The organism is Prevotella mikamonis (assembly GCF_055381405.1).
Map to the genome: position 1 here is coordinate 862,820 of NZ_AP035785.1, position 20,099 is coordinate 882,918.

Below are 20,099 nucleotides of genomic sequence, written 5' to 3' on the forward strand. Positions count from 1 at the left end.
AATAGTGAACATTGTTTCGGATTGTTCGTAAAAAAAACGCACAATGCCATAAGCCGTAAGTGCGTATTTGGAATTTGATAGTGTTATATGAATGATTTTGTATCATATCTATCACAGAATAAGCATTATATTTCCTTGTTCCATTTCCACGCTTCATAGGCAAGGGTAACGCCCAGCACTACGAGCATGGGGTGGATGAAAAGTTGCGGAAGCTCAAAGCCGGTTACCAGTTCCAGACTATGTGCCGTACAGAACAGGGCAAGGAGGGAGGCAAGGCAGAAATGAACCGTTTTATGCCAACGCTTGCCGGCATAGAGTGAAAGTAGCAGTCCTGTCGCCGGTATTGTGAATGAGACAATGGCCATCAACACCAATATGGGCATCGGAGCCACGCCCTCATCAGAAATAGCAATGTTTGCTTTCCAGAAAAGAGGAATCATGTCTATCAGGGAGTGTGCAGACATCCCGGCTATCATTGCAACCCATAGAATGGATATTTTAAGATTTCCCTTCATCATTTCTTATTGTTTATTGGTTATGTAATGAAGGACGAGTTCTGTAATCTTCTTGGCAGTTTATGGAAGTTTACAAAAACTCGTCCATAAGTTGTTTCAGTCTAAAGAAATCACCTTATAGGCACCAGTGGGAGTCTTCACGCTTGGCTGCATGGAACCCTTACCCGTTGCCATGTCGTAGCGATAGAATCCTATGCCGCTGTCGGTATGCTCACCAAAATAGATGGAATCACCCACCTTGATGACGGCGTTGGCAGCCCAGCCACACGACGCGGGGAGGGGAAGAATACGTCCGGTCTTCTTGTTCACGTCTATCTCATAAGGTACATAGCATTTGTTGACAATATAGGTCTTGTCGTCGGGGTCTTTTACGAGTGACGGCTTATAAAGGAACGTGTAGATTTTCCCGTTGCCGCCATAGGCCATTGACATCCCGTAAGAACCGACCTCTGCTCCCTCGATGGTTTGCAGACTCATATAAAACTCCTTGTCGAACTCCGTCTCGCCTTTCTTGATGCGCAGCAATCCTTCCTTGTATCCCTTGCCGGGCATAAACTGGCACATCATCGCCGCACGCGGTCCGGTATGGAAATAGATATTGCCGGCTTCATCGATGACAGGCGTGGTATGTCCGACCATTCCGAGGCTGGTCGCACGATCGTCTTTTATGACTTTATCCACCTTGTCGGTCGCCACGTCGATGACGGCCACCTGCGCAGGCGTCGCAAGGATTTCCTTCATCGACTTTGCCTGGTTGAGAGGCAGGAACAGTTTGCCGTCCCGAACAATTCCATTACCTCCGTCAGGGTCCTTGTCTCCCTCTGCATAAGGCGAAAGGTCTATCTCTTTCGTCACGCTCATCGTGGCCGGGTTGAACACGATCAGCTGCCCACGGCTTGCACATGTGACGGCATAGGCTTTTGTGTCGCTTGCAAATACGATTTCAACCACGTTGGGTGAACCCGGGAAAGAAAGTTTGCCGGCGGGATGGGCGGAAAGTTTCCCGTTGGCATCCACCTCGTATTTGTAGAGCGTCTGCTCACCTCCATAGCCATACATCGAGCCGGACTGGAGATAGACATACTTTCCGTGTTTCTCCATGAACAGATGTCCAGTGGGAAGGGTGATGGCTTTGTTGTAGGTTACAGCCGTGCCTTCATTGAAATTCTCAAAACCCGTGATGAAGAAACTGTTGTCCGATTGTGCGGACATCAGGAAGTGATGCTTGGATTGGGAGTGGGGAACAGGCTGGTCGTCGTTCTTATCTGAACACGATGAAAATGTTGCTGCAAGCAGCATGGCCAGACAGGGCAATGCCCATAGGAATTTGTTTGTTTTCATAACTTTTATATTTTATGGTTATCTTTTATTGATAATGTATTTTATCTTCAAGTGGAACGTGCGTCTTTCCATCGGATAACGGAACTCAGCCCAATTCTCACGATTGAGTATGTTTCGCACCTCAAGGCTAAGTTGGCATTGGCTATTGAAAGAATGATGAAGGGCGACATCCCAGCAGTATCTTGCCGGTATAAGCATGGTGTTGTTGTCGCTTGCCTCCCAGTTGTAACTGAATTCCTTGGTAAACCCGAAGGAAGAGGCAAGTGCCGAGGATGTGGAACGCCCAAGCAAGCCATCCTTGTGCAGACGCAGCCCGACATTGCCAAAGAGGTAAGGCATGTTGGGAATACGATAGCGATAGTGAAAGTTTTCCCCACCGCCGACGGCATCCTTTCGCATGTCGCGGGCATCTTGCCATGTGATGTTCCCTTGCATATCCAGCCAACGGTTCAGTTTGCCGTCTATTTCCATATCCACGCCCACCACACGGACCTTTCCGATATTGTCATAGGCCATATTCATGGAACTATACATCAGCTTAATCATGTCCTTTGCGCTCATGTAGAATGTATTGAGGCCAAGCCGCACCTGCGGATAACGTTTGGCATTGATAAGCCATATCGCACCTGCATTGATATTAAAACTCCGCTCCGGACTAAGATTCTCAGACGGGAGCAGCAGCACACCGTCACCAAACAGTTCCTCGGCGATGGGCATTCTGACGGTCGACTGCACGGAGGCTTTCAGCGTCAGGGCATTATTCGGAAGAAGATGCAGAGCCATTGCCTCGCTCCAGCCTATCATGGTACTGTGGTTGGTCGATGTTCTGAGTTTATCTTGCAGCATGATCGATTCGGCAAACGGAAGAACTCTTGAATGGTGGTTGAAGACCTTTATGCCCAATTCGTTTGTGAACTTGCCATCGTATAGTTTCCATTCATGGGTCAATCCGGACACGATGGTATGGAGCCGGCTCGGGTATCCGCTGGTTGGCAAGCGGGAGTAACGATCGGCAAGTTCGTCTTTGGGCATCTTGCGCCCATAGCGGTAATTGGTATTCCATGTAATAAGATGATGGTTGTCAATCTTGTAAGTCAAGTTGAGCAGTTCACGGATAGAGGTATGCCTGTCGTGTGAGTCGTTTGGAACGGAACCTATTTCTCCACGTCCGGAGCCACTTGGAAACTTGTTTCCGATGAAATCGTAGCAATAATGGGAGGTGTCTACCTGATTGACAAGGCTGAAACCGATAATCGAGTGGAGTTGTGCCGTTAGCTTTCCATTCAGAAACTTTTTTTCAAGACTTAATGCCGTATTGGCCGAACGTGTACGCGTAAAGGCATGCTGGATGTTGTTTTGCACGCTCATCAGTCCGCCTTGTATTTCCTTGCGATAATAGTCGGCGTTCAATGTGATGTCAAATTGGTCAAACCATAATTGTCGGCTGTTTATGCCAACACTGAATCCTCCGTGCAGATAGGCATCGTGGTCACGATGAATGGTACGTCCCAATTCAAACGGGGAAGAAAAACTATAATTATTCTTCGCATAACTCATCGTGGCACCGGCATGCAGGGCTGTTGATGTCTTCCCCAGATAACGTTTCAGTTGCAGGCTGCCGATATAGGTGTTGTAAGATGCCGCCTCTAACGCCACTTCCAGATGATTCTTTTTGAAGTCCTTCAGAAGGATATTCACGGCACCGCCCAATCCATCACCACCCAGCCACGCAGGGATGATACCTTTATATACTTCCACCTCCTCTATCATGTCGATTGGAATACTGCTGAGCTGGAACTCATCGGAGTTTCCCATTGGCATGCCATTGACGAATATGCCGATGCGCTTGCCGTCCATGCCTTGTATGATGATGCGTGAGGCATTGCCCAGCCCTCCTTGTTGCGCCACCTTGATACCGGCAGCGTTGTCAAGAATCTCGTTTAAGGTGGCCGTCTTATATTTGAGTGATTTTCCGTCTATGATTGTCACTGCCGAGGGAACTTCACGATGCCTCTGCGCCTTGCTCTTTCCCAATACAACTACATCAGACAAGAGGTTGTCCAACGGTAGCAATTCCACATCACAGCAGATGCTGTCATTGGCATATGACTTTTGACCGAAGGCTATGCTGCGGCTTTTATATCCTATGTATTGTACTTTAATCCTCTTGTCGTGTCTCGAAGGAACATACATCTTAAATATACCTGCATGGTCAGAGGTCGTTCCTGTTCCGGATTTGTCCAATATAACCGTGGCACCGTTCAAAGGTTTGTGGGTCTGCGCGTCAGTGATTCGACCATAAATGATTTTTTGGGCGTAAACATTCTGCCATGCGAATAGGCAAATGAAAACTATAAGAAAGTTAGGAATTATATTTTTTACTTCATTATTCCATCCCAAATCTGTATCTTTATATTCACATAATTGTTTCTTTAACCACCTCTCCAAAAGTGAACACCCGTCAGTCTTGTTCATAAAAAAAGCGCACCGTCTTTTATCTGAACGGTGCGCTTGGCTTAGTGGACTTTCATGCCCATGTCGTATATCTATGTGTGTCCTTATCATAACTTCTTTTTTTCGGTGCAAAGATAATAAGGTTCACATAATGGCACAATACCCAAAAATCGGTATTTTATATCCATTTATGCTTGTGATTATATCGCAAACGTATGCAAGAAAAAGTATGCCTATCCTTATTTTTTCTCTTCCTCTCTGTGACAGTACACTAACGCACAGTATATGCATGATAAAATTCAATACCGTATATTAGCGTAAGAAAGAATTTCTCCGTAAATTCAGCATTGTATGTCGCTAAGAATCTTCTCTTGATGTTCATTGAAAAGCACCTTGTCGGATGCAATATAATGACATAAGATGACAGATGTCGTACAGTCAGGAAAATCTGTTGTCATATCCTATACTTTTGTGGTCGGAAACATTTTTGTCTAATTATTTTATATTTCGACCTATGAAAAGAAAAGTCTTTTTTGCAGTCTTAACGCTGCTTGTATCAATGACAGCCATTGCTCAAGGCAATGGTATCTCGGGCATCAACCAAGCCACGAGCATGGTAACGAGTTATTTCGACCCTGCCACGAAACTCATCTACGCCATCGGTGCGGTCGTCGGTCTCATCGGAGGGGTAAAGGTCTACTCCAAGTTCTCGTCCGGCGATCCGGACACCTCGAAGACCGCCGCAAGCTGGTTTGGAGCGTGTATCTTCTTGATAGTCGCAGCCACCATTCTGAGAAGTTTCTTCCTCTAAGCCTATGGAGACCTATCCCGTCAACAAGGGAATCGGTCGCTCGGTAGAGTTTCAGGGACTCAAAAGCCAATACCTGTTCATTTTTGCCGGAGGGCTGCTCGCTCTTTTCGTGCTGTTTGTCATCCTCTACATGGCAGGTGTCAGTCAATGGATCTGTATCGGCTTCGGAGGGACTGCCGCATCCATTCTGGTGCGGCAGACCTTCTCCCTGAACAGGAAGTACGGGGAACACGGGCTGATGAAGCGTTCCGCGCTGCGCAGCCATCCCCGATACCTTATCAACCGACAACGTATTCCCCGTCTGCTGCGACACAAGGAGCTGCCGAGACGAAAGAGAAGAGAGAATAAAAGAATGAACGAAGGAAAGGAGGACAAAGAATGAGAAACGTACTGAAAGCCACAACGCTGGAGAACCGCTTCCCGCTGCTTGCCGTCGAAGAGGGGTGCATCCTCTCAAAGGATGCCGACATCACGGTCGCCTTTCGGGTCGAGCTTCCCGAACTCTATACGGTGACGAGCGCAGAGTATGCCGCCATCCATTCGGCTTGGGTGAAGGCTATCAAGGTCTTACCGACCTACAGTGTCGTACACAAGCAGGACTGGTTTGTCAAGGAGGGCTATCGTCCGGACTTGCAGAAGGAGGAGATGAGCTTCCTCTCCCGCAGCTTCGAGCGGCACTTCAACGAGCGTCCGTTTCTGAACCACGCCTGCTATCTGTTCCTGACCAAGACAACCAAGAACCGAAGCCGACAACAGAGTAATTTTTCCACGCTCTGCCGAGGACATATCATTCCCAAGGAAGTACGCGACAAGGATACCGCCCGCAAGTTCATCGAAGCCACCGAGCAGTTCGAGCGAATTATGAACGAGTGCGGTTTTATCCGCCTGACTCGATTGAGCGACGAAGAGATCGTCGGCACGGAGGAGAAACCGGGACTGATAGAAAAGTATTTCTCGCTGTCCCTCTCCGACACGACGGTATTGGAGGACATCGACCTGAGAGCCGACCGGATGCGTATCGGCGACAAGCGACTCTGCCTGCATACCCTCTCCGATACGGAAGACCTGCCCGGACTGGTAGGTACGGATATGCGTTACGAACGTCTCTCCACCGACCGCAGCGACTGCCGCCTCTCCTTCGCTGCTCCCGTAGGACTGTTGCTGCCGTGCAGCCATATCTACAACCAGTATGTGCTGATTGACGACAGTGCGGAGAACCTGCAACGCTTCGAGAAGAACGCACGGAACATGCACTCGCTATCCCGTTACAGCCGCTCCAATCAAATCAACAAGCAATGGATCGACGAGTACCTGAACGAGGCGCACAGCTTCGGGCTTACCTCTGTCCGCTGCCATTGCAACGTCTTGGCGTGGAGTGAGGACGAGGAGGAACTCCGCCGTATCCGCAACGACGTGGGCAGCCAGCTCGCACTGATGGAGTGCAAGCCACGGCATAACACCGTGGATGTGCCGACGCTCTTCTGGGCAGGCATTCCCGGCAATGAAGCCGACTTCCCCGCAGAAGAGAGTTTTTACACGTTCATCGAACAGGCAGTCTGCTTCTTCAACGAGGAGACCAACTACCGCGATTCACTCTCGCCGTTCGGCATCAAGATGGCAGACCGCAGCGGCAAGCCGATTCATCTTGACATCTCCGACCTGCCGATGAAAAAGGGAATCATCACGAACCGAAACAAGTTCATCTTGGGACCATCGGGAAGTGGCAAGTCGTTCTTCACCAACCACCTTCTGAGACAGTATTGGGAACAGAACACCCATATCGTATTGGTGGACACGGGAAACAGCTATCAGGGACTGTGCGAGATGATACGCCACAAGACGCAGGGTGAGGACGGGGTCTATTTTACCTACTCGGATGAGAGTCCCATCAGCTTCAATCCGTTCTATACGACGGATAAGGTATTCGACGTGGAGAAGCGGGAGAGCATCAAGACACTGCTGCTTACGCTGTGGAAAAAGGACAACGAGCCTGCCACACGCTCGGAGGAGGTCGCCCTCTCCAATGCCGTGTCGCTCTTTATCGAGCGTATCAAGACGGATGACGGCATCGTGCCCTCGTTCAACAGTTTTTATGAGTACCTCACCACCGACTACTCGGCATTGCTTCGTGAGAAAAAGGTCAGGGAAAAGGATTTTGACTTGGCCAACTTTCTCAACGTGCTGGAGCCGTACTACAAGGGTGGAGAGTACGACTACCTGCTGAACTCGGACAAGCAGCTTGACCTGCTTAACGCACGCTTTATCGTCTTCGAGATTGATGCGATAAAGGATCATCCCATCTTATTCCCCATCACGACCATCATCATTATGGAACTCTTCATCAACAAGATGCGGCGACTGAAGGGAATACGGAAAGTTATCCTCATCGAGGAGGCTTGGAAAGCGATTGCGTCCGCGAATATGGCGGGATACATCAAGTATCTCTACAAGACGGTAAGAAAGTTCTTCGGTGAGGCGGTCGTGGTGACACAGGAGGTGGATGACATCATCTCCTCAGATATTGTCAAGGAAAGTATCATCAACAACTCCGACTGCAAGATACTGCTCGACCAGCGCAAGTATATGAACAAGTTCGACCAGATACAGGCACTCTTGGGACTGACGGACAAGGAACGGGGACAGATCCTCTCCATCAACCAGAGCAACGATGCCACGCGGTCGTACAAGGAGGTGTGGATCGGACTCGGTGGCGTGCAGTCCGCCGTCTATGCCACCGAAGTGTCGAAAGCCGAATACCTCACCTATACGACGGAGGAAACCGAGAAGATGCGGGTGCTCGCCCGTGCCGAACAACTCGGCGGAAACATGGAGCTTGCCGTCAGGCAGCTCGCCGAAGAAGAATAGTAAAGAATAATCACACTAAAATCCAACGTAAAATGAGAAAGAGAATTTTAATGCTTATCACGTGCGGTTGCCTCTTGGCAGGCAGCGCACACGCCCAGTGGGTAGTCACAGATCCCACCAACTTTGCACAGAGTATCATCAACACGACCAAAGAAATCGTGCAGACCTCCAAGACCGTACAAAATACGCTCGACAATTTCAAGGAAGTGGAGAAGGTCTATAACCAGAGCAAGAAATACTACGATGCCCTGAAAAAGGTGAACGACCTCGTCCGGGATGCCCAACGGGTGAAGGAGACCATCCTGATGGTCGGGGAAATCTCCGACATCTATGTCGTGAACTACAAGAAAATGCTCTCCGACCGCAACTTCCGTCCGGAGGAACTTCTCGCCATTGCCAACGGCTATGCGAAACTGCTCGGTGAAAGCAACAAACTGCTGGGCGAACTCAAGAAGGTGGTGAACATCACCACCTTGCAGATGACCGACAAAGAGCGCATGGACGTGGTGGACCGCTGCTACAAGGAGGTGAGGGACTACCGCAACCTCGTGCGTTACTATACGAACAAGAACATCTCCGTATCGTATCTGCGTGCCAAGGCTAAGAAGGATGCCGACCGGGTAATTTCGCTTTATGGTACGGATAACGAAAGGTATTGGTAGCCATGGGAGCGGAATTTGACAGCCTGCATCAGGTACTTCAGAGCCTGTATGCGGAAATGATGCCGATGTGCGGCGACATGATTGGCGTCGCAAAGGGCATTGCAGGCTTGGGCGCGCTCTTCTATGTAGCGCTCAGGGTATGGCAGACGCTTGCCCGTGCCGAGCCTATCGACGTGTTCCCGCTGCTCCGTCCCTTCGCCATCGGTCTCTGTATCCTGTTCTTTCCTTTGGTACTGGATGCACTCAACGGCGTATTCAGTCCCATTGTGCAGGGTACGCACAAGATGATGGAAGCACAGACCCTCAAGATGGACGAGTACAGGCAGATGCGCGACAAGATAGAATACGAGTCAATGGTGCGTGACCCTGAGACCGCCTATCTGGTCAGCAATGAGGATTTCGACAGGAAACTGGACGAGCTCGGCCTCTCCCCCTCGGACATGGCGACGATGGCGGGGATGTATATGGAGCGTGGGATGTACAACCTTAAGAAGGCATTGAGAAACGGCGTGCGCTTTCTGCTTGAGCTCCTTTTCATGGCTTCGGCCCTGCTCATAGACACGCTGAGGACCTTTTTCCTCATAGTCCTTTCCATTCTCGGGCCGCTGGCCTTCGCCATCTCCGTGTGGGACGGCTTCCAGAGCACCCTCACGCAGTGGTTCACGAGGTATATCTCCATCTACCTGTGGCTTCCCATTTCGGACCTTTTCAGTTCGATGCTGGCCAAGATACAGGAACTGATGCTCAGGCACGACATCACGCAGCTGCAGAACGATCCCACCTACTCGATGGACACTTCCGACGGCGTGTACCTGATATTCATGTTCATCGGCATAGTGGGATACTTCACGATTCCCACCGTGTCCAACTGGGTCATACAGGCAGGCGGAGGCGGCAACTATATGAAGAATGTAGGAATGGCAGCCGACAGGGGCAGCAAGCTTGCGAGTGCCGGAGCAGGCGCCGTCGTGGGAAATCTCATGGGAAGGTGGCGGCATCGGAACGACGGCAAGGCAGGCGACGATAAGGGCGCAGCCCCCTCCGGGGATAATTATGCGGTATCAGGAGGCAAACACGGGGCCTCCCATCCAAAATAAATAAAAAAGCAAGAATATGGAATTCAAGTCATTAAGGAATATTGAGTCGTCTTTCCGACAGATACGCCTCTTCGGGATGGTCTTCGTCTGCCTGTGTGCGGGTGTCGCCGGCTATGCCCTGTGGAGCTCGTACAGCTTCGCGGAGAGACAGAGAGAGAAAATCTATGTGCTGGACGGCGGGAAATCGCTGATGCTCGCCTTGTCGCAGGACCTTTCGCAGAACCGGCCTGCCGAGGCAAGGGAACACGTCAGACGCTTCCACGAGCTGTTCTTTACCCTTTCGCCCGACAAGGGCGCCATCGAGGGGAATATCTCCCGTGCGCTGCTCCTGGCGGACAAGAGTGCCTACAACTACTACCGGGATTTCTCAGAGAAAGGGTACTACAACCGTATCATAGCGAGCAACATCAACCAGGTCGTGCAGGTGGACAGCGTACTCTGCGACTTCGACCGCTATCCCTATGCGGTGCGGACGCATGCCAGACAGATGATCATCCGCGCCACCAGTGTGACCGAGCGCAGCCTCGTGACCGTATGCCGCCTGCTCAATACGAGCCGCAGCGATGACAATCCGAACGGCTTCAACATCGAAGGGTTTGAGATCGTGGAGAATAAGGATATAAGCACGAGAAAGCGATGAAAAAGAAAAGTCTTTTAAGAATCATGCGGGAAAATGCGGAGCGGAAGCTCCGTCGCCTGTGCGGGCGCATCCCTATGGGCATGCGCATCGCGGTCATCATGGGGATATTCCTTGTGTTCGCCGCCTGCTCCGTCTATGTGTTCTGCCGTGGAATCTTCAGCATTTTCTGCGGGGATGCAGGATGTGGGGAAGGCGTAAGGATAGAGCATTTGGAAGTTCCCGACTTACGGCTGAAAAGGCAAAACGACAGTATCAAATCATTAAAAAATCATGACTATGCTCAATTTCATAAGAAAAAGGAGTTCCGGCAAGTCACCGGAACTGACTGAGGAGGAAAGACTCAGACGGAACAAGATTCTTGTCTATCTGCTCATGTTCCTGCTTTTCGCAGGGGCGATGTGGCTCATCTTTGCCCCATCGGGAAAGGAAAGGGAAACAGGAATGCAGGGTTTCAATACCGACATGCCCGCCCCGCAGGAAGCCGGGATTATCGGGGACAAGAAGAAAGCCTACGAGAAGGACCTGATGGAACGCAAGGAACAGGAGCGTATCCGTGCCATGCAGGATATGGGAGAGATGTTCGACGGCATGACGGGAAACACCTCTTCCCCTGCCGGGGATAATGCACCCTTAGATTCTGAGGACAGCCATTACGGCTATGACGGCAGTAATCAGGGCAGTCATGCCGATGCTGCCTCACGGCAGCTTCATGCCTCGGCTTCAGCCTACCGGGACATCAACCGCACACTCGACAATTTCTACGAAATCCCGAGAGAGGACCCCGAAAAGGAGGAACTGCGTGTCAGATTAATGGAGATGGAGCGGAAGATGGACAGACAGCAGACTGCCATGCCCACGATGAATGACCAGATGACACTGCTTGAAAAATCATACCAGCTGGCGGCAAAGTATATGCCGTCGGAAAAGCGGCCGGGCGTGAGTCCTGACCGTATTCCGGAAGGAGGGACGGCTTCCGGAGGGAAAGCGGTCCCGACCTCTCACAACGGAAAAGCCGTCGTATTTCCTGTCAGGCAGATGAGCGGGCAAGTGGTGTCGGCTCTGGCGCAGCCGATGAGCGACACGACTTTCCGCTCCGAATATGTCAGGGAACGCCTGTATGCCTTCAATACGGCCGTCGGCGTTTCCTCGTCAACGGAGAAGAATACCATATACGCCTGTGTGCATAACAATCAGACGGTCATGGACGGTCAGACGGTGCGTTTCCGCCTCTTGGAGCCGATGCAGGTATCCGGCAGGGAAATACCACGCAATGCCCTTGTTGTGGGAACGGCAAAGGTACAGGGCGAACGGCTTGCCGTTGTCATTTCTTCACTGGAATATCAGGGCAATATCATTCCCGTAGAGCTGACAGTGTACGATACGGACGGGCAGGCGGGGATATTCATTCCCGGTTCGATGGAGCGCAGTGCCGCCAAGGAGATTGCCGCTAACATGGGAACGTCCGTAGGCAGCAGCGTGAACATCTCCACCGATGCGGGGGCACAGCTTGCCGCCGACTTGGGCAAGGGGCTGATACAGGGAACCTCGCAGTATTTCGCCAAGAAGATGCGTACCGTCAAGGTGCATTTGAAGGCAGGCTATAAGGTATTGCTCTATCAACCGGAAAACAAGTAATTCATATTTATTATTCACCACTTTAATCCAAAGTAAAATGAAAAGAACAGTTTTAGCCATCGCCCTGATGCTGGGCGCAGTCTGTGCCAACGCACAGGAAACAACTTCAAGCGGAGACCTCTATCAGGGTCTGACCCGAAAGATTGCCTTTGAGCGGATGATACCGCCTCACGGCTTGGAAATCACCTACGACAAGACGATACACATCATCTTTCCGTCTGCCGTGCGCTATGTCGATTTGGGTTCGCCCAATCTCATTGCGGGGAAGGCAGACGGGGCGGAGAATGTTATCCGTGTGAAAGCTACGGTCAAGGAGTTCCGTGAGGAGACGAACATGAGCGTCATCACCGAAGACGGGGCATTTTACACCTTCAATGTCAAGTATGCCAACGAGCCGTTGCTTCTGAATGTGGAAATGGCGGACTTCATCCACGACGGGGCGAGCGTAAACCGCCCGAACAACGCAATGGAGGTTTATCTTAAGGAGCTTGGCAGCGAGAGTCCGATGCTGGTACGGCTCATTATGAAATCCATTCACAAGGAGGACAAGAGGACGGTGAAGCACATCGGCAGCAAGTCCTTCGGTATTCAGTACCTGCTCAAGGGGTTGTACTCGCACAACGGACTGCTGTACTTCCATACGGAACTGCGCAACAAGTCCAACGTGCCGTTCGACATTGATTTCATCACGTTCAAAATCGCGGACAAGAAGGTCGCCAAGCAGACCGCCATGCAGGAGCAGGTGCTGCTTCCGCTGCGTGCCTACAACTATGTTACCTGTGTGCAGGGACAGAAGAGCGGCCGCACGGTGTTCACGCTTCAGAAGTTCACCATCCCCGATGACAAGCATCTCATTGTGGAGATGCACGAGAAGAACGGAGGAAGACACCAGTCCTTTGTCGTGGAGAACGAAGACCTTGTGCGTGCAAGGGAGATTGACGAACTCAAAGTGAAGTAGTATGAGAAAGTTTCTGTTTTTCCTGTTTGTCGTGTCGCTTGCCCTCTTTGCAGGGCAGGCACACGCCCAACGCTGTCTGCCCAAGATGAAGGGCATACGCCTGACCGCAGGCATGGCTGACGGTTTTTATTCCGCCTCCTCAAAGAACGAAACAGGATACTCGTTCGGGGCTTCGCTTGCCACCTACACAAAAGGCGGACACCAATGGGTGTTCGGGGCTGAGTATCTCCGCAGATACCATCCCTATCGGGAAAGCCGTATTCCGACGGAGCAGTTCACGGGCGAGGGAGGTTTCTTCTGTAAGGTGCTTTCGGACGGAAGCAAGACCTTCTTCCTCTCTGCCGGCATTTCCGCCTTGGCAGGCTATGAGACGGTCAATGGTGGAAAGAAGCTGCTCTTTGACGGCTCAACGCTACGCAATAAGGACGGTTTTCTCTATGGTGGTGCCGTTACCTTGCAGGCGGAGACCTATCTGTCGGACAGGTTGGTGTTGCTGCTCTATGGCAGGGAGCGTTGCCTGTGGGGAGGGTCTACGGGACGTTTCCATACGCAGTACGGTGTCGGACTGAAAATCATGCTGGACTGATGGACGCGCGACAGATGAGAGAGATTCCCATTGCGGACTTCCTCAGCGCAAAGGGGATTCATCCGACCAGACAGAAAGGAAACGCCTTGTGGTATTCCGCCCCTTACCGAACGGAACGGACACCCTCGTTCAAGGTCGATACGAACAAAAACGTGTGGTTCGATTTTGGCATCGGAAAAGGCGGCGACATCTTCGACTTGGCAGGAGAGTTTATCGGAAGCGGTGATTTCCTCCTGCGGGCGGCTTTCATCGCCAAGAGCGGAACGTGTCCGCTGCCTGCTTTGGAACAACCGCAAAGAAGCGAAAAGAAAGAACCAGTCTTCAATGATATTTGGGTGCGACCGTTGCAGGATGCCAAACTGCTGGGCTACTTGAAAGAGCGGGGTATCAATGCCCACGTTGCCATACCCAACTGCGAGGAGGTTCGATACCGGGTGCATGGCAAACGGTACTATGCCATTGGCTTTCGCAACGATGCCGGAGGTATGGAGCTTCGCAACCGCTTTTTCAAAGGTTGCATACCGCCGAAGGATATTTCACTGAAGCGTAATGGCTCGGACGTATGTGCCGTATTCGAGGGCTTTATGGATTACCTCTCGGCTATGCAACTCGGTATCATCGCTTCGGACTGGCTTGTCCTTAATTCCGTTTCCAACGTGGAGAAGGCGGTGAAAGCCTTGCACGGCTATAATAGAATTGACTGCTTCCTCGACAATGACGATGCGGGGCGAAAGACTTTTCAGAGATTGCATGAGTGCTTCGGGGAGAAGGTCATCGACCGTTCCTCTCTGTATGCCGAGCATAAGGATTTGAATGAGTTTCTGCTTTCCGAGAATGCAGAGAATAATGTATAACTATAAAACGATAACGAACAATGAAGAAGAAAATATTGAATACGATTTGGGTAATGGGAGTGCTTGCCCTCGCAGGGTTTTGTCTATCTGCTTGTAATCACGAGTTGGATATTCAGCAGGCGTACCCGTTCACGGTAGAGACAATGCCGGTGCAGAAGCATATTGTCAAGGGACAGACGGCGGAGATACGCTGCACGCTCAAACGGCAGGGACAGTTTGAGGATGCTCGCTACACCATCCGTTATTTCCAGCCTGATGGCAAAGGGAGATTGAAAATGGATAACGGTACGGTCTTTAAGCCCAATGACCGCTATCCGATCATTAAGGAAGAGTTCAGGCTCTACTACACCTCCGCTTCCACCGACCAGCAGACGATAGACGTGTATGTGGAGGATAATTTCGGACAGGCGGAAAAACTCTCGTTTGAGTTCAACAGCCAAAGGGACGAGGAAAAGGAGAAGAAAAATGATGAGGGTAAGAAGTAAACTTGTCGTCTTTTGCCTTGTCTGCCTTTCCTGCTTACGGCTTTCCGCTCAGGACGGCAGGAATGCCCTGCTCTCATTGTCCCCGTTTGAGCGTGCCATTGTCTGCATCAAGCATTTTGAGGGCTTACATACTTGGAAAGATTACCCATATGTAGGCTATGGACATCGGCTTCTGCCCGGAGAGCGGTTCACGGCGGCGATGACGGAACGGCAGGCGGACTCCCTGCTTCGGACAGACCTGATGAAGCGTCTGATGATGTTCAAAGACTATGGGAAGGATGCCTTGCTTCTTGCCGTTCTGTCCTATAATATCGGAGTGGCCAGATTGCTGGGATATGGGAAGTATGCCAAGAGCAGATTGCTACGAAAGATAGAATTGGGCGACAGGAATTTCTACCGCGAATTTATATCTTTCTGCCGATACAAGGGCAAAGTCCTCAGAGGATTGGTCAAACGGAGAAAGGTGGAGTTTGCCCTGTTTTATATTCCTTGACTATAAAAATGACTCTTGCAATACATTATAAATATTGCAAGAGTCGTTTTTGATGATGAATCTATTTATATTTAGGACTTATAGCAACAGAGTAGGCTGGCTAATATGCCAACTTATCCTTTATGTCTTTTCTCTTTTTTTCGGAGAGTTATCCTTCCAATCTTCACATCGGGGTGAATATCAAAATTCCAATCCACTTCTTCTTCGGGAAGTGTGCTGTGAATGTTTCCACCCATTACCAATCCGCAATCTTCTCGGACTTTCTGCTGTGCTTCCTCCCTGTTTTCTGCAACTACCTCATATACGCCATTGAATATATATTGCGTATGTACCCGGTATATTCGTTTCTTTTCCATAATTTCAAAATTATATAATACAGTTTATTCTACCTTTTATTATAAATGACATCACAATCCTCTACTTCCGCAGATAGTCCGAAAGCCGATACACAAGAGAAATAAGGATGTGAGTTGCCTGCATTGTCTCTATGAGGTGATATGATTTCCACACGATTATCCTGGTACCATTTATCCACAAGCGCAATTTCCTCGTCTGTCAATCCCGTTGCATCGCCGTTTACCAGATAGCACAGGCTCCATGTAGGAATTTTCTCTGTCGTCTTATATTTTTTCATTGCTTTTCCAGATTAATTAAACAACGTTCCGTCAGATAGAAACTCGTACTCGTTTGCTTCACATTCATCCGCGAAGGCTTCCATGCTTATCATATACTCCGCATCGTCCATGCAGGCTTTGAAAAAGCTGTCCAGGCAATTATCCATCAGCTCATACAGTGTTGTGTTGTCAGGACTTTTCAGGAAGTCATATATGGGATTCAGGATATTATGGTCAAAACAGTAGCCTGTAAGCACGCAGCAGTCCGTTACGAAGATGCGGCTCCTGCGCCTTTTGTCGTAACTGTGCTTCCAATTAACCTTGGGAATATACAGGACATCCCAATAGTTATTGACAAGATATTTCAGCAATCTTACCCCTTTCAAGTTGTCTTCCTCCTCGCTGTAATGGGAAGTGAAGCGATAAGTGTATGTGCAGGTATCGTATGACCATCTTTCCACCTCTATTTTGAACACCTCTTCAAAAGCCTTCAATGTATCACGATTTTCCTTTCCCCAAGGGTATTCAAAATTCTCCATCCATTGGCGGTGTGCTTTTTCCTGTGCTTCGCCGGACAGTTCATTCAACGGGTATATCTCGTAAGTCCTTGTTTCCGTTCTCATATCCGTCAGGTGTTATCAGGTTTGTTATTGATGATGTCCTCTCCGCCGGCAGAAAAGACTTCTATTGTCGGCTGACCTCCGTTTTCTTCCACGGAAAGACTTTCTGAAGTGTCAAATAAGGTTTCGCCATCCGTTATGATGACTTTTTCGTCGTCTTCCATTAAAAGGACATCCTCGCCTTTCCATGACTTGACTATGGAAAGGGCTTCCTTGTAATTCGCTGCCTTGACCTCAAAATAGGTACGTTCCCAACAGGTAACCTTTTGGTCCTGATAAAATCTGTATTTATTCATCTTATTGCTTATTTGAAGGGTGGTTATTCGTTATTATATCCTCTAATGTGAAACTTTCTGCCCAAAATTCCTCATTCGTATGCTTGCCGTATGCGGAATACATAAAATCGCCTTTCGGATAGACATGCAGCCGGTAGAGGTTGAGCCTGTTCTCCGGTCTCACGAGCCTTTCCTCCTCGTCTTTTTCCAGTTCAACATAAGCCGAGGAGTCTTTTTCCAGCAAGTTTATAATGTCTTCATCCTCGGTATGATAGAAATCCACACCGGTGTCATAAAAGGCTGCGGAACAGAAATCCATGTTTTCCGCAAATGGCCGAACCAATTCCAGCCTTTCCCTCATTCTCTTGAACCATGACTCTTTACAATGGATCAGCGCAAAGTTGCATCTGTCCCATTCGCTGTCGGTATATGCCCTGACCAGTATCGTGTCAGTCGGGTGATTTGCCTTTTTCATCTTGTCTTTTGGTTTTGTTTGTTCATATTCAATAGTATATTCTCAATCCTGTCGTACAGGCGGTTGAACTGTTCCTGATAATGATTCAGAAATTCCCCATCCTCATTGCACATTTCCTCCAATGGAATGTCATTCTTCCTTACGAGAATGGCATCCGTCAGGAATGTTACGGCCTCTATTGTCTGAGACCTGTCCCTGTCCTGACCGGCATTGCCTATCCGCGACATCGCAAGGGATACGGTCCGTATCCTCTCCCGCATTTCCGCAGGTATATCCTGCCAGGCTGACAGGGGCAGCCCGTATTCAGCCAGTGTCTCTTTGAGGCATGCGAGCTGCTCTTGCCTATTGCTTTGATTTTTCTTCATCATCATAATTCTTATACGGTTTGTAATTGATGTTTTTCCTGCCAGGCCTTATATGCCTCGGCATATTCCTGCCGCTCTGTTTCCAGTTGATGTTCAGTCACAGGAGTATAGCCGATGAAACGGATTACTCCCTCCCCGCAGCCGGTCAGTTCACACCGTATGCCTGCCTGTTCCAGCTTATCTATCCGCTTTTGTGCCGTTTTCGCACTTGAATAGGTCTTGGGCCAGAAGAAACGTTCGCCGGTACGGCTGTAGGTGTCTTCTCCGAGTATCAGCTCTCCGTGGAATTTATGGCTGTCCAGAAAGCCGAAACGCGCCTTTCCCAATGCCTGCCTTACCGCCTTGTGCGCCTTGCCTTCGGGATGCCTGAACACTTCGGCTTTCTTCCCCTTGCAATCAAGTCTGGGCAGGACTACCTTGTACGGCTTGTTGTATTTCCCGATTCCCAGTGAAAGATAGAAATTGGTGTCGAAATAGTCGGTCATGACGTCGCTGTTGTCATAATTGTAGGACATGGCAAAGTCACGGATGTTTGACATCACCTCCCTGGCACGGTCGGTAAGGACGGAGTCAATGTGATACTGGTTCACGTCATGGTATATGATGCCCGAGTCCTTGGCGAAAGGCTCGAAGTCCGCGGACATGAGGAAAATCCTGATGGAGCCGTAGCCGTCCCTTGTAACGGAGAAGCGGTACCGAGGATAGGTTTCCCTGAGCCATGTGCGGATAAGGTCTGCTATCTCCGGCACACGCTGGCCCTTGTAGTTCCTGCCTCTCCACCTGTATTCGTTATAGACGAACTCGGTATATTCCCGCGCGGATGCGTCGGAGTAGTCGTTCTCATACCCTGTCAATTTTTCCGAAACGTCGCGCCTGTCCTTCCAGACTGCATAGAGTTTCCCGAACTCAAGGTTGATTTGCTGCATTATCGTGATATCGCCTCCCCTGTCGGGATGATATTGCAGTGCCAGCCGGCGGTATGCTCTCTTCAATTCCGCGAGGCTGCCGATATTTGTGAAATGACTCGTTTTCATAATCATTGCGTTTTTATCACTGCCCTCAGACAAAGGCAAGTCGGTTGATGAAATATGGGATATAGTCGTTGTCCAGACCAAGATTGCTGCATGCCAGTTCAAAGTCCGAATATCTTAGGTCGTTCACTTCCTGCAGCTCCATCAGGTTCTGCACCTCGCTTTCGAGGTATTCGCTTGCTTCTTCCAGCTTGCAGCAGCAAGTCTTGCAAATCAGTTCAATCATTGTCTTTTTCATAATTACTCATTTCTTGTTTTTATATGTTTATACATTCCTCTTTCTCACGCCTGCCGTCGTACAGGCTGACAGCCCTTTCCACCAGAAGCTGCCGGTTCCCGTCCGACAGTTCCGCATAGAAGCGTTCTGCCGCTCCCCATGCGGAAGGTTTGCAGACTGCGCACCATTTGCTCCATATATGGGCCGACATGTTGCCGTACACGGCCTCGCATTCCTCATGGCTCCATCTGTTCCACATATAGAAGAAGTAACTGGAGACATTGTCGGTTGCTTTCCTGTTTCTGCCCATTTCAGTCATCATTTTCATTAAACATTCTGGAACACATCATTTCTCTCCTATATTTTTCGGCATACATATCGGTATCCCCGAATGACTCTTCGGGATAAATCGAATCGCCATCGCTGTCGTCGACGGGATTGCTTTCGCATATGTCCATATAGTGGGACACCATCTGGTACGGATCGTCGGCGGCGAGGTTGTGCGCATGGCGTCTGCACCAGTTTACGAAATTCTCGTGTTCCTCTTCACCCGTCTGTTCCAGAGCCTCCCTCAATTCGAAGAAGTTTGGGAGGAGACAGTCCTGTGTTATCAGCTCTTCGGGAATATTGTCCCATTCCGTGTATCTGTACTCAGGGGCTTTCTCCTTAGGGAAAAGCAACGAACAGGCTCTGAGGAACTCATCCATGTCGCCGTAGTCGGATAAGGTCAGCAGGTATTCCTCCGGCTGTCCGGTATCAATCAGGTGTTGTGTGGTCACTGCCACTTCTGCGTTGTTCAGATTCATGTCTTCTGTTTTTATTTATTGACAATTAAAATATTCATGTGGAAGGCTTTGGAAGCCATGCTTCCATTCCACGGGCGGCAAGATGGGCGTATCCTCGGCTGTGCAAGGTTTTTCGGGAAAATACCGAAGCCCCTGTGGGCGAGGATGATTTTCCACGAAAACCGCTTGCGGCGCAGACCTTGCTCAGCCGGCAAGGGTACGCCCTAACTTTGCCAGTGGAATGGAAATATGGCTTGTGTTCCGAAATAGGCATGACAAACCATTAAGAATGTTAATTTCTTTGCAAAACTTTATCTTCTC

The 20,099-nt window shown here is 49.8% G+C and carries 26 protein-coding genes; 13 read left to right on the forward strand and 13 right to left on the reverse strand.

What is annotated here, in order from left to right; translation table 11 throughout:
• Window positions 1–125: 125 nt before the first annotated feature.
• The 3 genes from ACZ42L_RS03755 to ACZ42L_RS03765 all read right to left on the reverse strand — a co-directional run bounded on the left by ACZ42L_RS03755 (window position 126) and on the right by ACZ42L_RS03765 (window position 4,421).
• Window positions 126–518, reverse strand: coding sequence for a hypothetical protein (locus ACZ42L_RS03755; protein ID WP_464716658.1), 393 nt, complete (start codon window positions 516–518; stop codon window positions 126–128).
• Window positions 519–611: 93 nt separating this feature from the next.
• A complete protein-coding gene (locus ACZ42L_RS03760) occupies window positions 612–1,856 on the reverse strand; it encodes a YncE family protein (protein WP_464716659.1) in 1,245 nt (414 codons plus the stop codon).
• Window positions 1,857–1,874: 18 nt separating this feature from the next.
• Window positions 1,875–4,421, reverse strand: coding sequence for a TonB-dependent receptor (locus tag ACZ42L_RS03765; protein ID WP_464716660.1), 2,547 nt, complete (start codon window positions 4,419–4,421; stop codon window positions 1,875–1,877).
• A gap of 403 nt (window positions 4,422–4,824) precedes the next feature.
• Between ACZ42L_RS03765 and ACZ42L_RS03770 the strand changes: the two genes are divergently transcribed.
• From ACZ42L_RS03770 to ACZ42L_RS03830, 13 genes are read left to right on the forward strand one after another with little or no spacing between them, the layout of a single operon-like run.
• On the forward strand, window positions 4,825–5,121 hold the full coding sequence (locus ACZ42L_RS03770) for a DUF4134 domain-containing protein (RefSeq protein ID WP_464702300.1): 297 nt from the start codon (window positions 4,825–4,827) through the stop codon (window positions 5,119–5,121).
• Window positions 5,122–5,125: 4 nt separating this feature from the next.
• A complete protein-coding gene (locus tag ACZ42L_RS03775; protein WP_464702301.1) occupies window positions 5,126–5,503 on the forward strand; it encodes a DUF4133 domain-containing protein in 378 nt (125 codons plus the stop codon).
• Complete coding sequence (locus ACZ42L_RS03780) at window positions 5,500–7,986, forward strand: TraG family conjugative transposon ATPase (RefSeq protein ID WP_464716661.1); 2,487 nt, start codon at window positions 5,500–5,502, stop codon at window positions 7,984–7,986. Before ACZ42L_RS03775 ends, ACZ42L_RS03780 begins: the two co-directional genes overlap by 4 nt.
• A 32-nt stretch (window positions 7,987–8,018) precedes the next feature.
• On the forward strand, window positions 8,019–8,648 hold the full coding sequence (locus ACZ42L_RS03785; RefSeq protein ID WP_464699015.1) for a DUF4141 domain-containing protein: 630 nt from the start codon (window positions 8,019–8,021) through the stop codon (window positions 8,646–8,648).
• 2 nt (window positions 8,649–8,650) lie between these two features.
• A complete protein-coding gene (traJ, locus tag ACZ42L_RS03790) occupies window positions 8,651–9,745 on the forward strand; it encodes a conjugative transposon protein TraJ (protein ID WP_464702304.1) in 1,095 nt (364 codons plus the stop codon).
• A gap of 16 nt (window positions 9,746–9,761) precedes the next feature.
• On the forward strand, window positions 9,762–10,385 hold the full coding sequence (gene traK, locus ACZ42L_RS03795; RefSeq protein ID WP_464716662.1) for a conjugative transposon protein TraK: 624 nt from the start codon (window positions 9,762–9,764) through the stop codon (window positions 10,383–10,385).
• Window positions 10,382–10,714, forward strand: coding sequence for a TraL conjugative transposon family protein (locus tag ACZ42L_RS03800; protein WP_464716663.1), 333 nt, complete (start codon window positions 10,382–10,384; stop codon window positions 10,712–10,714). Before traK ends, ACZ42L_RS03800 begins: the two co-directional genes overlap by 4 nt.
• A complete protein-coding gene (traM, locus tag ACZ42L_RS03805) occupies window positions 10,662–12,020 on the forward strand; it encodes a conjugative transposon protein TraM (protein WP_464716664.1) in 1,359 nt (452 codons plus the stop codon). Before ACZ42L_RS03800 ends, traM begins: the two co-directional genes overlap by 53 nt.
• Window positions 12,021–12,057: 37 nt before the next feature.
• Window positions 12,058–12,978 carry a conjugative transposon protein TraN gene (traN, locus tag ACZ42L_RS03810; RefSeq protein ID WP_464716665.1) on the forward strand — a complete coding sequence of 307 codons (921 nt, stop codon included), beginning with the start codon at window positions 12,058–12,060 and terminating at the stop codon, window positions 12,976–12,978.
• Window position 12,979: 1 nt separating this feature from the next.
• Window positions 12,980–13,564, forward strand: a complete 585-nt coding sequence (locus tag ACZ42L_RS03815; protein WP_464716666.1) for a conjugal transfer protein TraO — start codon at window positions 12,980–12,982, stop codon at window positions 13,562–13,564.
• A complete protein-coding gene (locus ACZ42L_RS03820; RefSeq protein ID WP_464716667.1) occupies window positions 13,564–14,418 on the forward strand; it encodes a toprim domain-containing protein in 855 nt (284 codons plus the stop codon). The genes ACZ42L_RS03815 and ACZ42L_RS03820 overlap by 1 nt, the downstream gene beginning before the upstream one ends.
• A 20-nt stretch (window positions 14,419–14,438) precedes the next feature.
• Complete coding sequence (locus ACZ42L_RS03825) at window positions 14,439–14,903, forward strand: DUF3872 domain-containing protein (protein ID WP_464716668.1); 465 nt, start codon at window positions 14,439–14,441, stop codon at window positions 14,901–14,903.
• On the forward strand, window positions 14,887–15,396 hold the full coding sequence (locus ACZ42L_RS03830; protein WP_464716973.1) for a lysozyme: 510 nt from the start codon (window positions 14,887–14,889) through the stop codon (window positions 15,394–15,396). Before ACZ42L_RS03825 ends, ACZ42L_RS03830 begins: the two co-directional genes overlap by 17 nt.
• Before the next feature lie 113 nt (window positions 15,397–15,509).
• On the opposite strand, the gene ACZ42L_RS03835 is transcribed toward ACZ42L_RS03830, so the two are convergent.
• From ACZ42L_RS03835 to ACZ42L_RS03880, 10 genes are read right to left on the reverse strand one after another with little or no spacing between them, the layout of a single operon-like run.
• Window positions 15,510–15,752, reverse strand: coding sequence for a hypothetical protein (locus ACZ42L_RS03835; RefSeq protein ID WP_464716669.1), 243 nt, complete (start codon window positions 15,750–15,752; stop codon window positions 15,510–15,512).
• Window positions 15,753–15,781: 29 nt separating this feature from the next.
• Entirely contained in the window at window positions 15,782–16,030 is a 249-nt protein-coding gene (locus ACZ42L_RS03840; RefSeq protein ID WP_464716670.1) for a DUF6926 domain-containing protein, read from the reverse strand.
• A gap of 12 nt (window positions 16,031–16,042) precedes the next feature.
• On the reverse strand, window positions 16,043–16,633 hold the full coding sequence (locus ACZ42L_RS03845; protein ID WP_464716671.1) for a hypothetical protein: 591 nt from the start codon (window positions 16,631–16,633) through the stop codon (window positions 16,043–16,045).
• 5 nt (window positions 16,634–16,638) lie between these two features.
• Entirely contained in the window at window positions 16,639–16,926 is a 288-nt protein-coding gene (locus ACZ42L_RS03850; protein ID WP_464716672.1) for a hypothetical protein, read from the reverse strand.
• Window position 16,927: 1 nt separating this feature from the next.
• Window positions 16,928–17,380, reverse strand: a complete 453-nt coding sequence (locus ACZ42L_RS03855; RefSeq protein ID WP_464716673.1) for a hypothetical protein — start codon at window positions 17,378–17,380, stop codon at window positions 16,928–16,930.
• The gene (locus tag ACZ42L_RS03860) at window positions 17,377–17,751 is read right to left on the reverse strand and encodes a hypothetical protein (RefSeq protein WP_464716674.1); all 375 of its coding nucleotides are present in this window, start codon (window positions 17,749–17,751) and stop codon (window positions 17,377–17,379) included. Before ACZ42L_RS03860 ends, ACZ42L_RS03855 begins: the two co-directional genes overlap by 4 nt.
• 5 nt (window positions 17,752–17,756) lie before the next feature.
• Window positions 17,757–18,785, reverse strand: a complete 1,029-nt coding sequence (locus ACZ42L_RS03865) for an LPD29 domain-containing protein (protein WP_464716675.1) — start codon at window positions 18,783–18,785, stop codon at window positions 17,757–17,759.
• 19 nt (window positions 18,786–18,804) lie between these two features.
• Entirely contained in the window at window positions 18,805–19,014 is a 210-nt protein-coding gene (locus tag ACZ42L_RS03870) for a hypothetical protein (RefSeq protein ID WP_464716676.1), read from the reverse strand.
• Between the two features lie 19 nt (window positions 19,015–19,033).
• A complete protein-coding gene (locus ACZ42L_RS03875; protein WP_464716677.1) occupies window positions 19,034–19,315 on the reverse strand; it encodes a hypothetical protein in 282 nt (93 codons plus the stop codon).
• A complete protein-coding gene (locus ACZ42L_RS03880) occupies window positions 19,305–19,799 on the reverse strand; it encodes a hypothetical protein (RefSeq protein ID WP_464716678.1) in 495 nt (164 codons plus the stop codon). Before ACZ42L_RS03880 ends, ACZ42L_RS03875 begins: the two co-directional genes overlap by 11 nt.
• Window positions 19,800–20,099 lie beyond the last annotated feature (300 nt).

Excerpts from the sequence above, each read along its gene's own strand:
- ACZ42L_RS03755 (WP_464716658.1), bottom strand. The coding sequence starts at position 518 with ATGATGAAGGGAAATCTTAAAATATCCATTCTATGGGTTGCAATGATA.
- ACZ42L_RS03860 (WP_464716674.1), bottom strand. The coding sequence starts at position 17,751 with ATGATGATGAAGAAAAATCAAAGCAATAGGCAAGAGCAGCTCGCATGC.
- ACZ42L_RS03850 (WP_464716672.1), bottom strand. The coding sequence starts at position 16,926 with ATGAATAAATACAGATTTTATCAGGACCAAAAGGTTACCTGTTGGGAA.
- traM (WP_464716664.1), top strand. The coding sequence starts at position 10,662 with ATGCTCAATTTCATAAGAAAAAGGAGTTCCGGCAAGTCACCGGAACTG.
- traK (WP_464716662.1), top strand. The coding sequence starts at position 9,762 with ATGGAATTCAAGTCATTAAGGAATATTGAGTCGTCTTTCCGACAGATA.
- ACZ42L_RS03800 (WP_464716663.1), top strand. The coding sequence starts at position 10,382 with ATGAAAAAGAAAAGTCTTTTAAGAATCATGCGGGAAAATGCGGAGCGG.
- ACZ42L_RS03760 (WP_464716659.1), bottom strand. The coding sequence starts at position 1,856 with ATGAAAACAAACAAATTCCTATGGGCATTGCCCTGTCTGGCCATGCTG.
- ACZ42L_RS03785 (WP_464699015.1), top strand. The coding sequence starts at position 8,019 with ATGAGAAAGAGAATTTTAATGCTTATCACGTGCGGTTGCCTCTTGGCA.
- ACZ42L_RS03835 (WP_464716669.1), bottom strand. The coding sequence starts at position 15,752 with ATGGAAAAGAAACGAATATACCGGGTACATACGCAATATATATTCAAT.
- ACZ42L_RS03865 (WP_464716675.1), bottom strand. The coding sequence starts at position 18,785 with ATGATTATGAAAACGAGTCATTTCACAAATATCGGCAGCCTCGCGGAA.
- ACZ42L_RS03825 (WP_464716668.1), top strand. The coding sequence starts at position 14,439 with ATGAAGAAGAAAATATTGAATACGATTTGGGTAATGGGAGTGCTTGCC.
- ACZ42L_RS03770 (WP_464702300.1), top strand. The coding sequence starts at position 4,825 with ATGAAAAGAAAAGTCTTTTTTGCAGTCTTAACGCTGCTTGTATCAATG.
- traN (WP_464716665.1), top strand. The coding sequence starts at position 12,058 with ATGAAAAGAACAGTTTTAGCCATCGCCCTGATGCTGGGCGCAGTCTGT.
- ACZ42L_RS03765 (WP_464716660.1), bottom strand. The coding sequence starts at position 4,421 with ATGATAAGGACACACATAGATATACGACATGGGCATGAAAGTCCACTA.
- ACZ42L_RS03775 (WP_464702301.1), top strand. The coding sequence starts at position 5,126 with ATGGAGACCTATCCCGTCAACAAGGGAATCGGTCGCTCGGTAGAGTTT.
- ACZ42L_RS03830 (WP_464716973.1), top strand. The coding sequence starts at position 14,887 with ATGAGGGTAAGAAGTAAACTTGTCGTCTTTTGCCTTGTCTGCCTTTCC.
- traJ (WP_464702304.1), top strand. The coding sequence starts at position 8,651 with ATGGGAGCGGAATTTGACAGCCTGCATCAGGTACTTCAGAGCCTGTAT.
- ACZ42L_RS03845 (WP_464716671.1), bottom strand. The coding sequence starts at position 16,633 with ATGAGAACGGAAACAAGGACTTACGAGATATACCCGTTGAATGAACTG.
- ACZ42L_RS03780 (WP_464716661.1), top strand. The coding sequence starts at position 5,500 with ATGAGAAACGTACTGAAAGCCACAACGCTGGAGAACCGCTTCCCGCTG.
- ACZ42L_RS03875 (WP_464716677.1), bottom strand. The coding sequence starts at position 19,315 with ATGATGACTGAAATGGGCAGAAACAGGAAAGCAACCGACAATGTCTCC.
- ACZ42L_RS03815 (WP_464716666.1), top strand. The coding sequence starts at position 12,980 with ATGAGAAAGTTTCTGTTTTTCCTGTTTGTCGTGTCGCTTGCCCTCTTT.
- ACZ42L_RS03870 (WP_464716676.1), bottom strand. The coding sequence starts at position 19,014 with ATGAAAAAGACAATGATTGAACTGATTTGCAAGACTTGCTGCTGCAAG.
- ACZ42L_RS03855 (WP_464716673.1), bottom strand. The coding sequence starts at position 17,380 with ATGAAAAAGGCAAATCACCCGACTGACACGATACTGGTCAGGGCATAT.
- ACZ42L_RS03820 (WP_464716667.1), top strand. The coding sequence starts at position 13,564 with ATGGACGCGCGACAGATGAGAGAGATTCCCATTGCGGACTTCCTCAGC.
- ACZ42L_RS03840 (WP_464716670.1), bottom strand. The coding sequence starts at position 16,030 with ATGAAAAAATATAAGACGACAGAGAAAATTCCTACATGGAGCCTGTGC.
- ACZ42L_RS03880 (WP_464716678.1), bottom strand. The coding sequence starts at position 19,799 with ATGAATCTGAACAACGCAGAAGTGGCAGTGACCACACAACACCTGATT.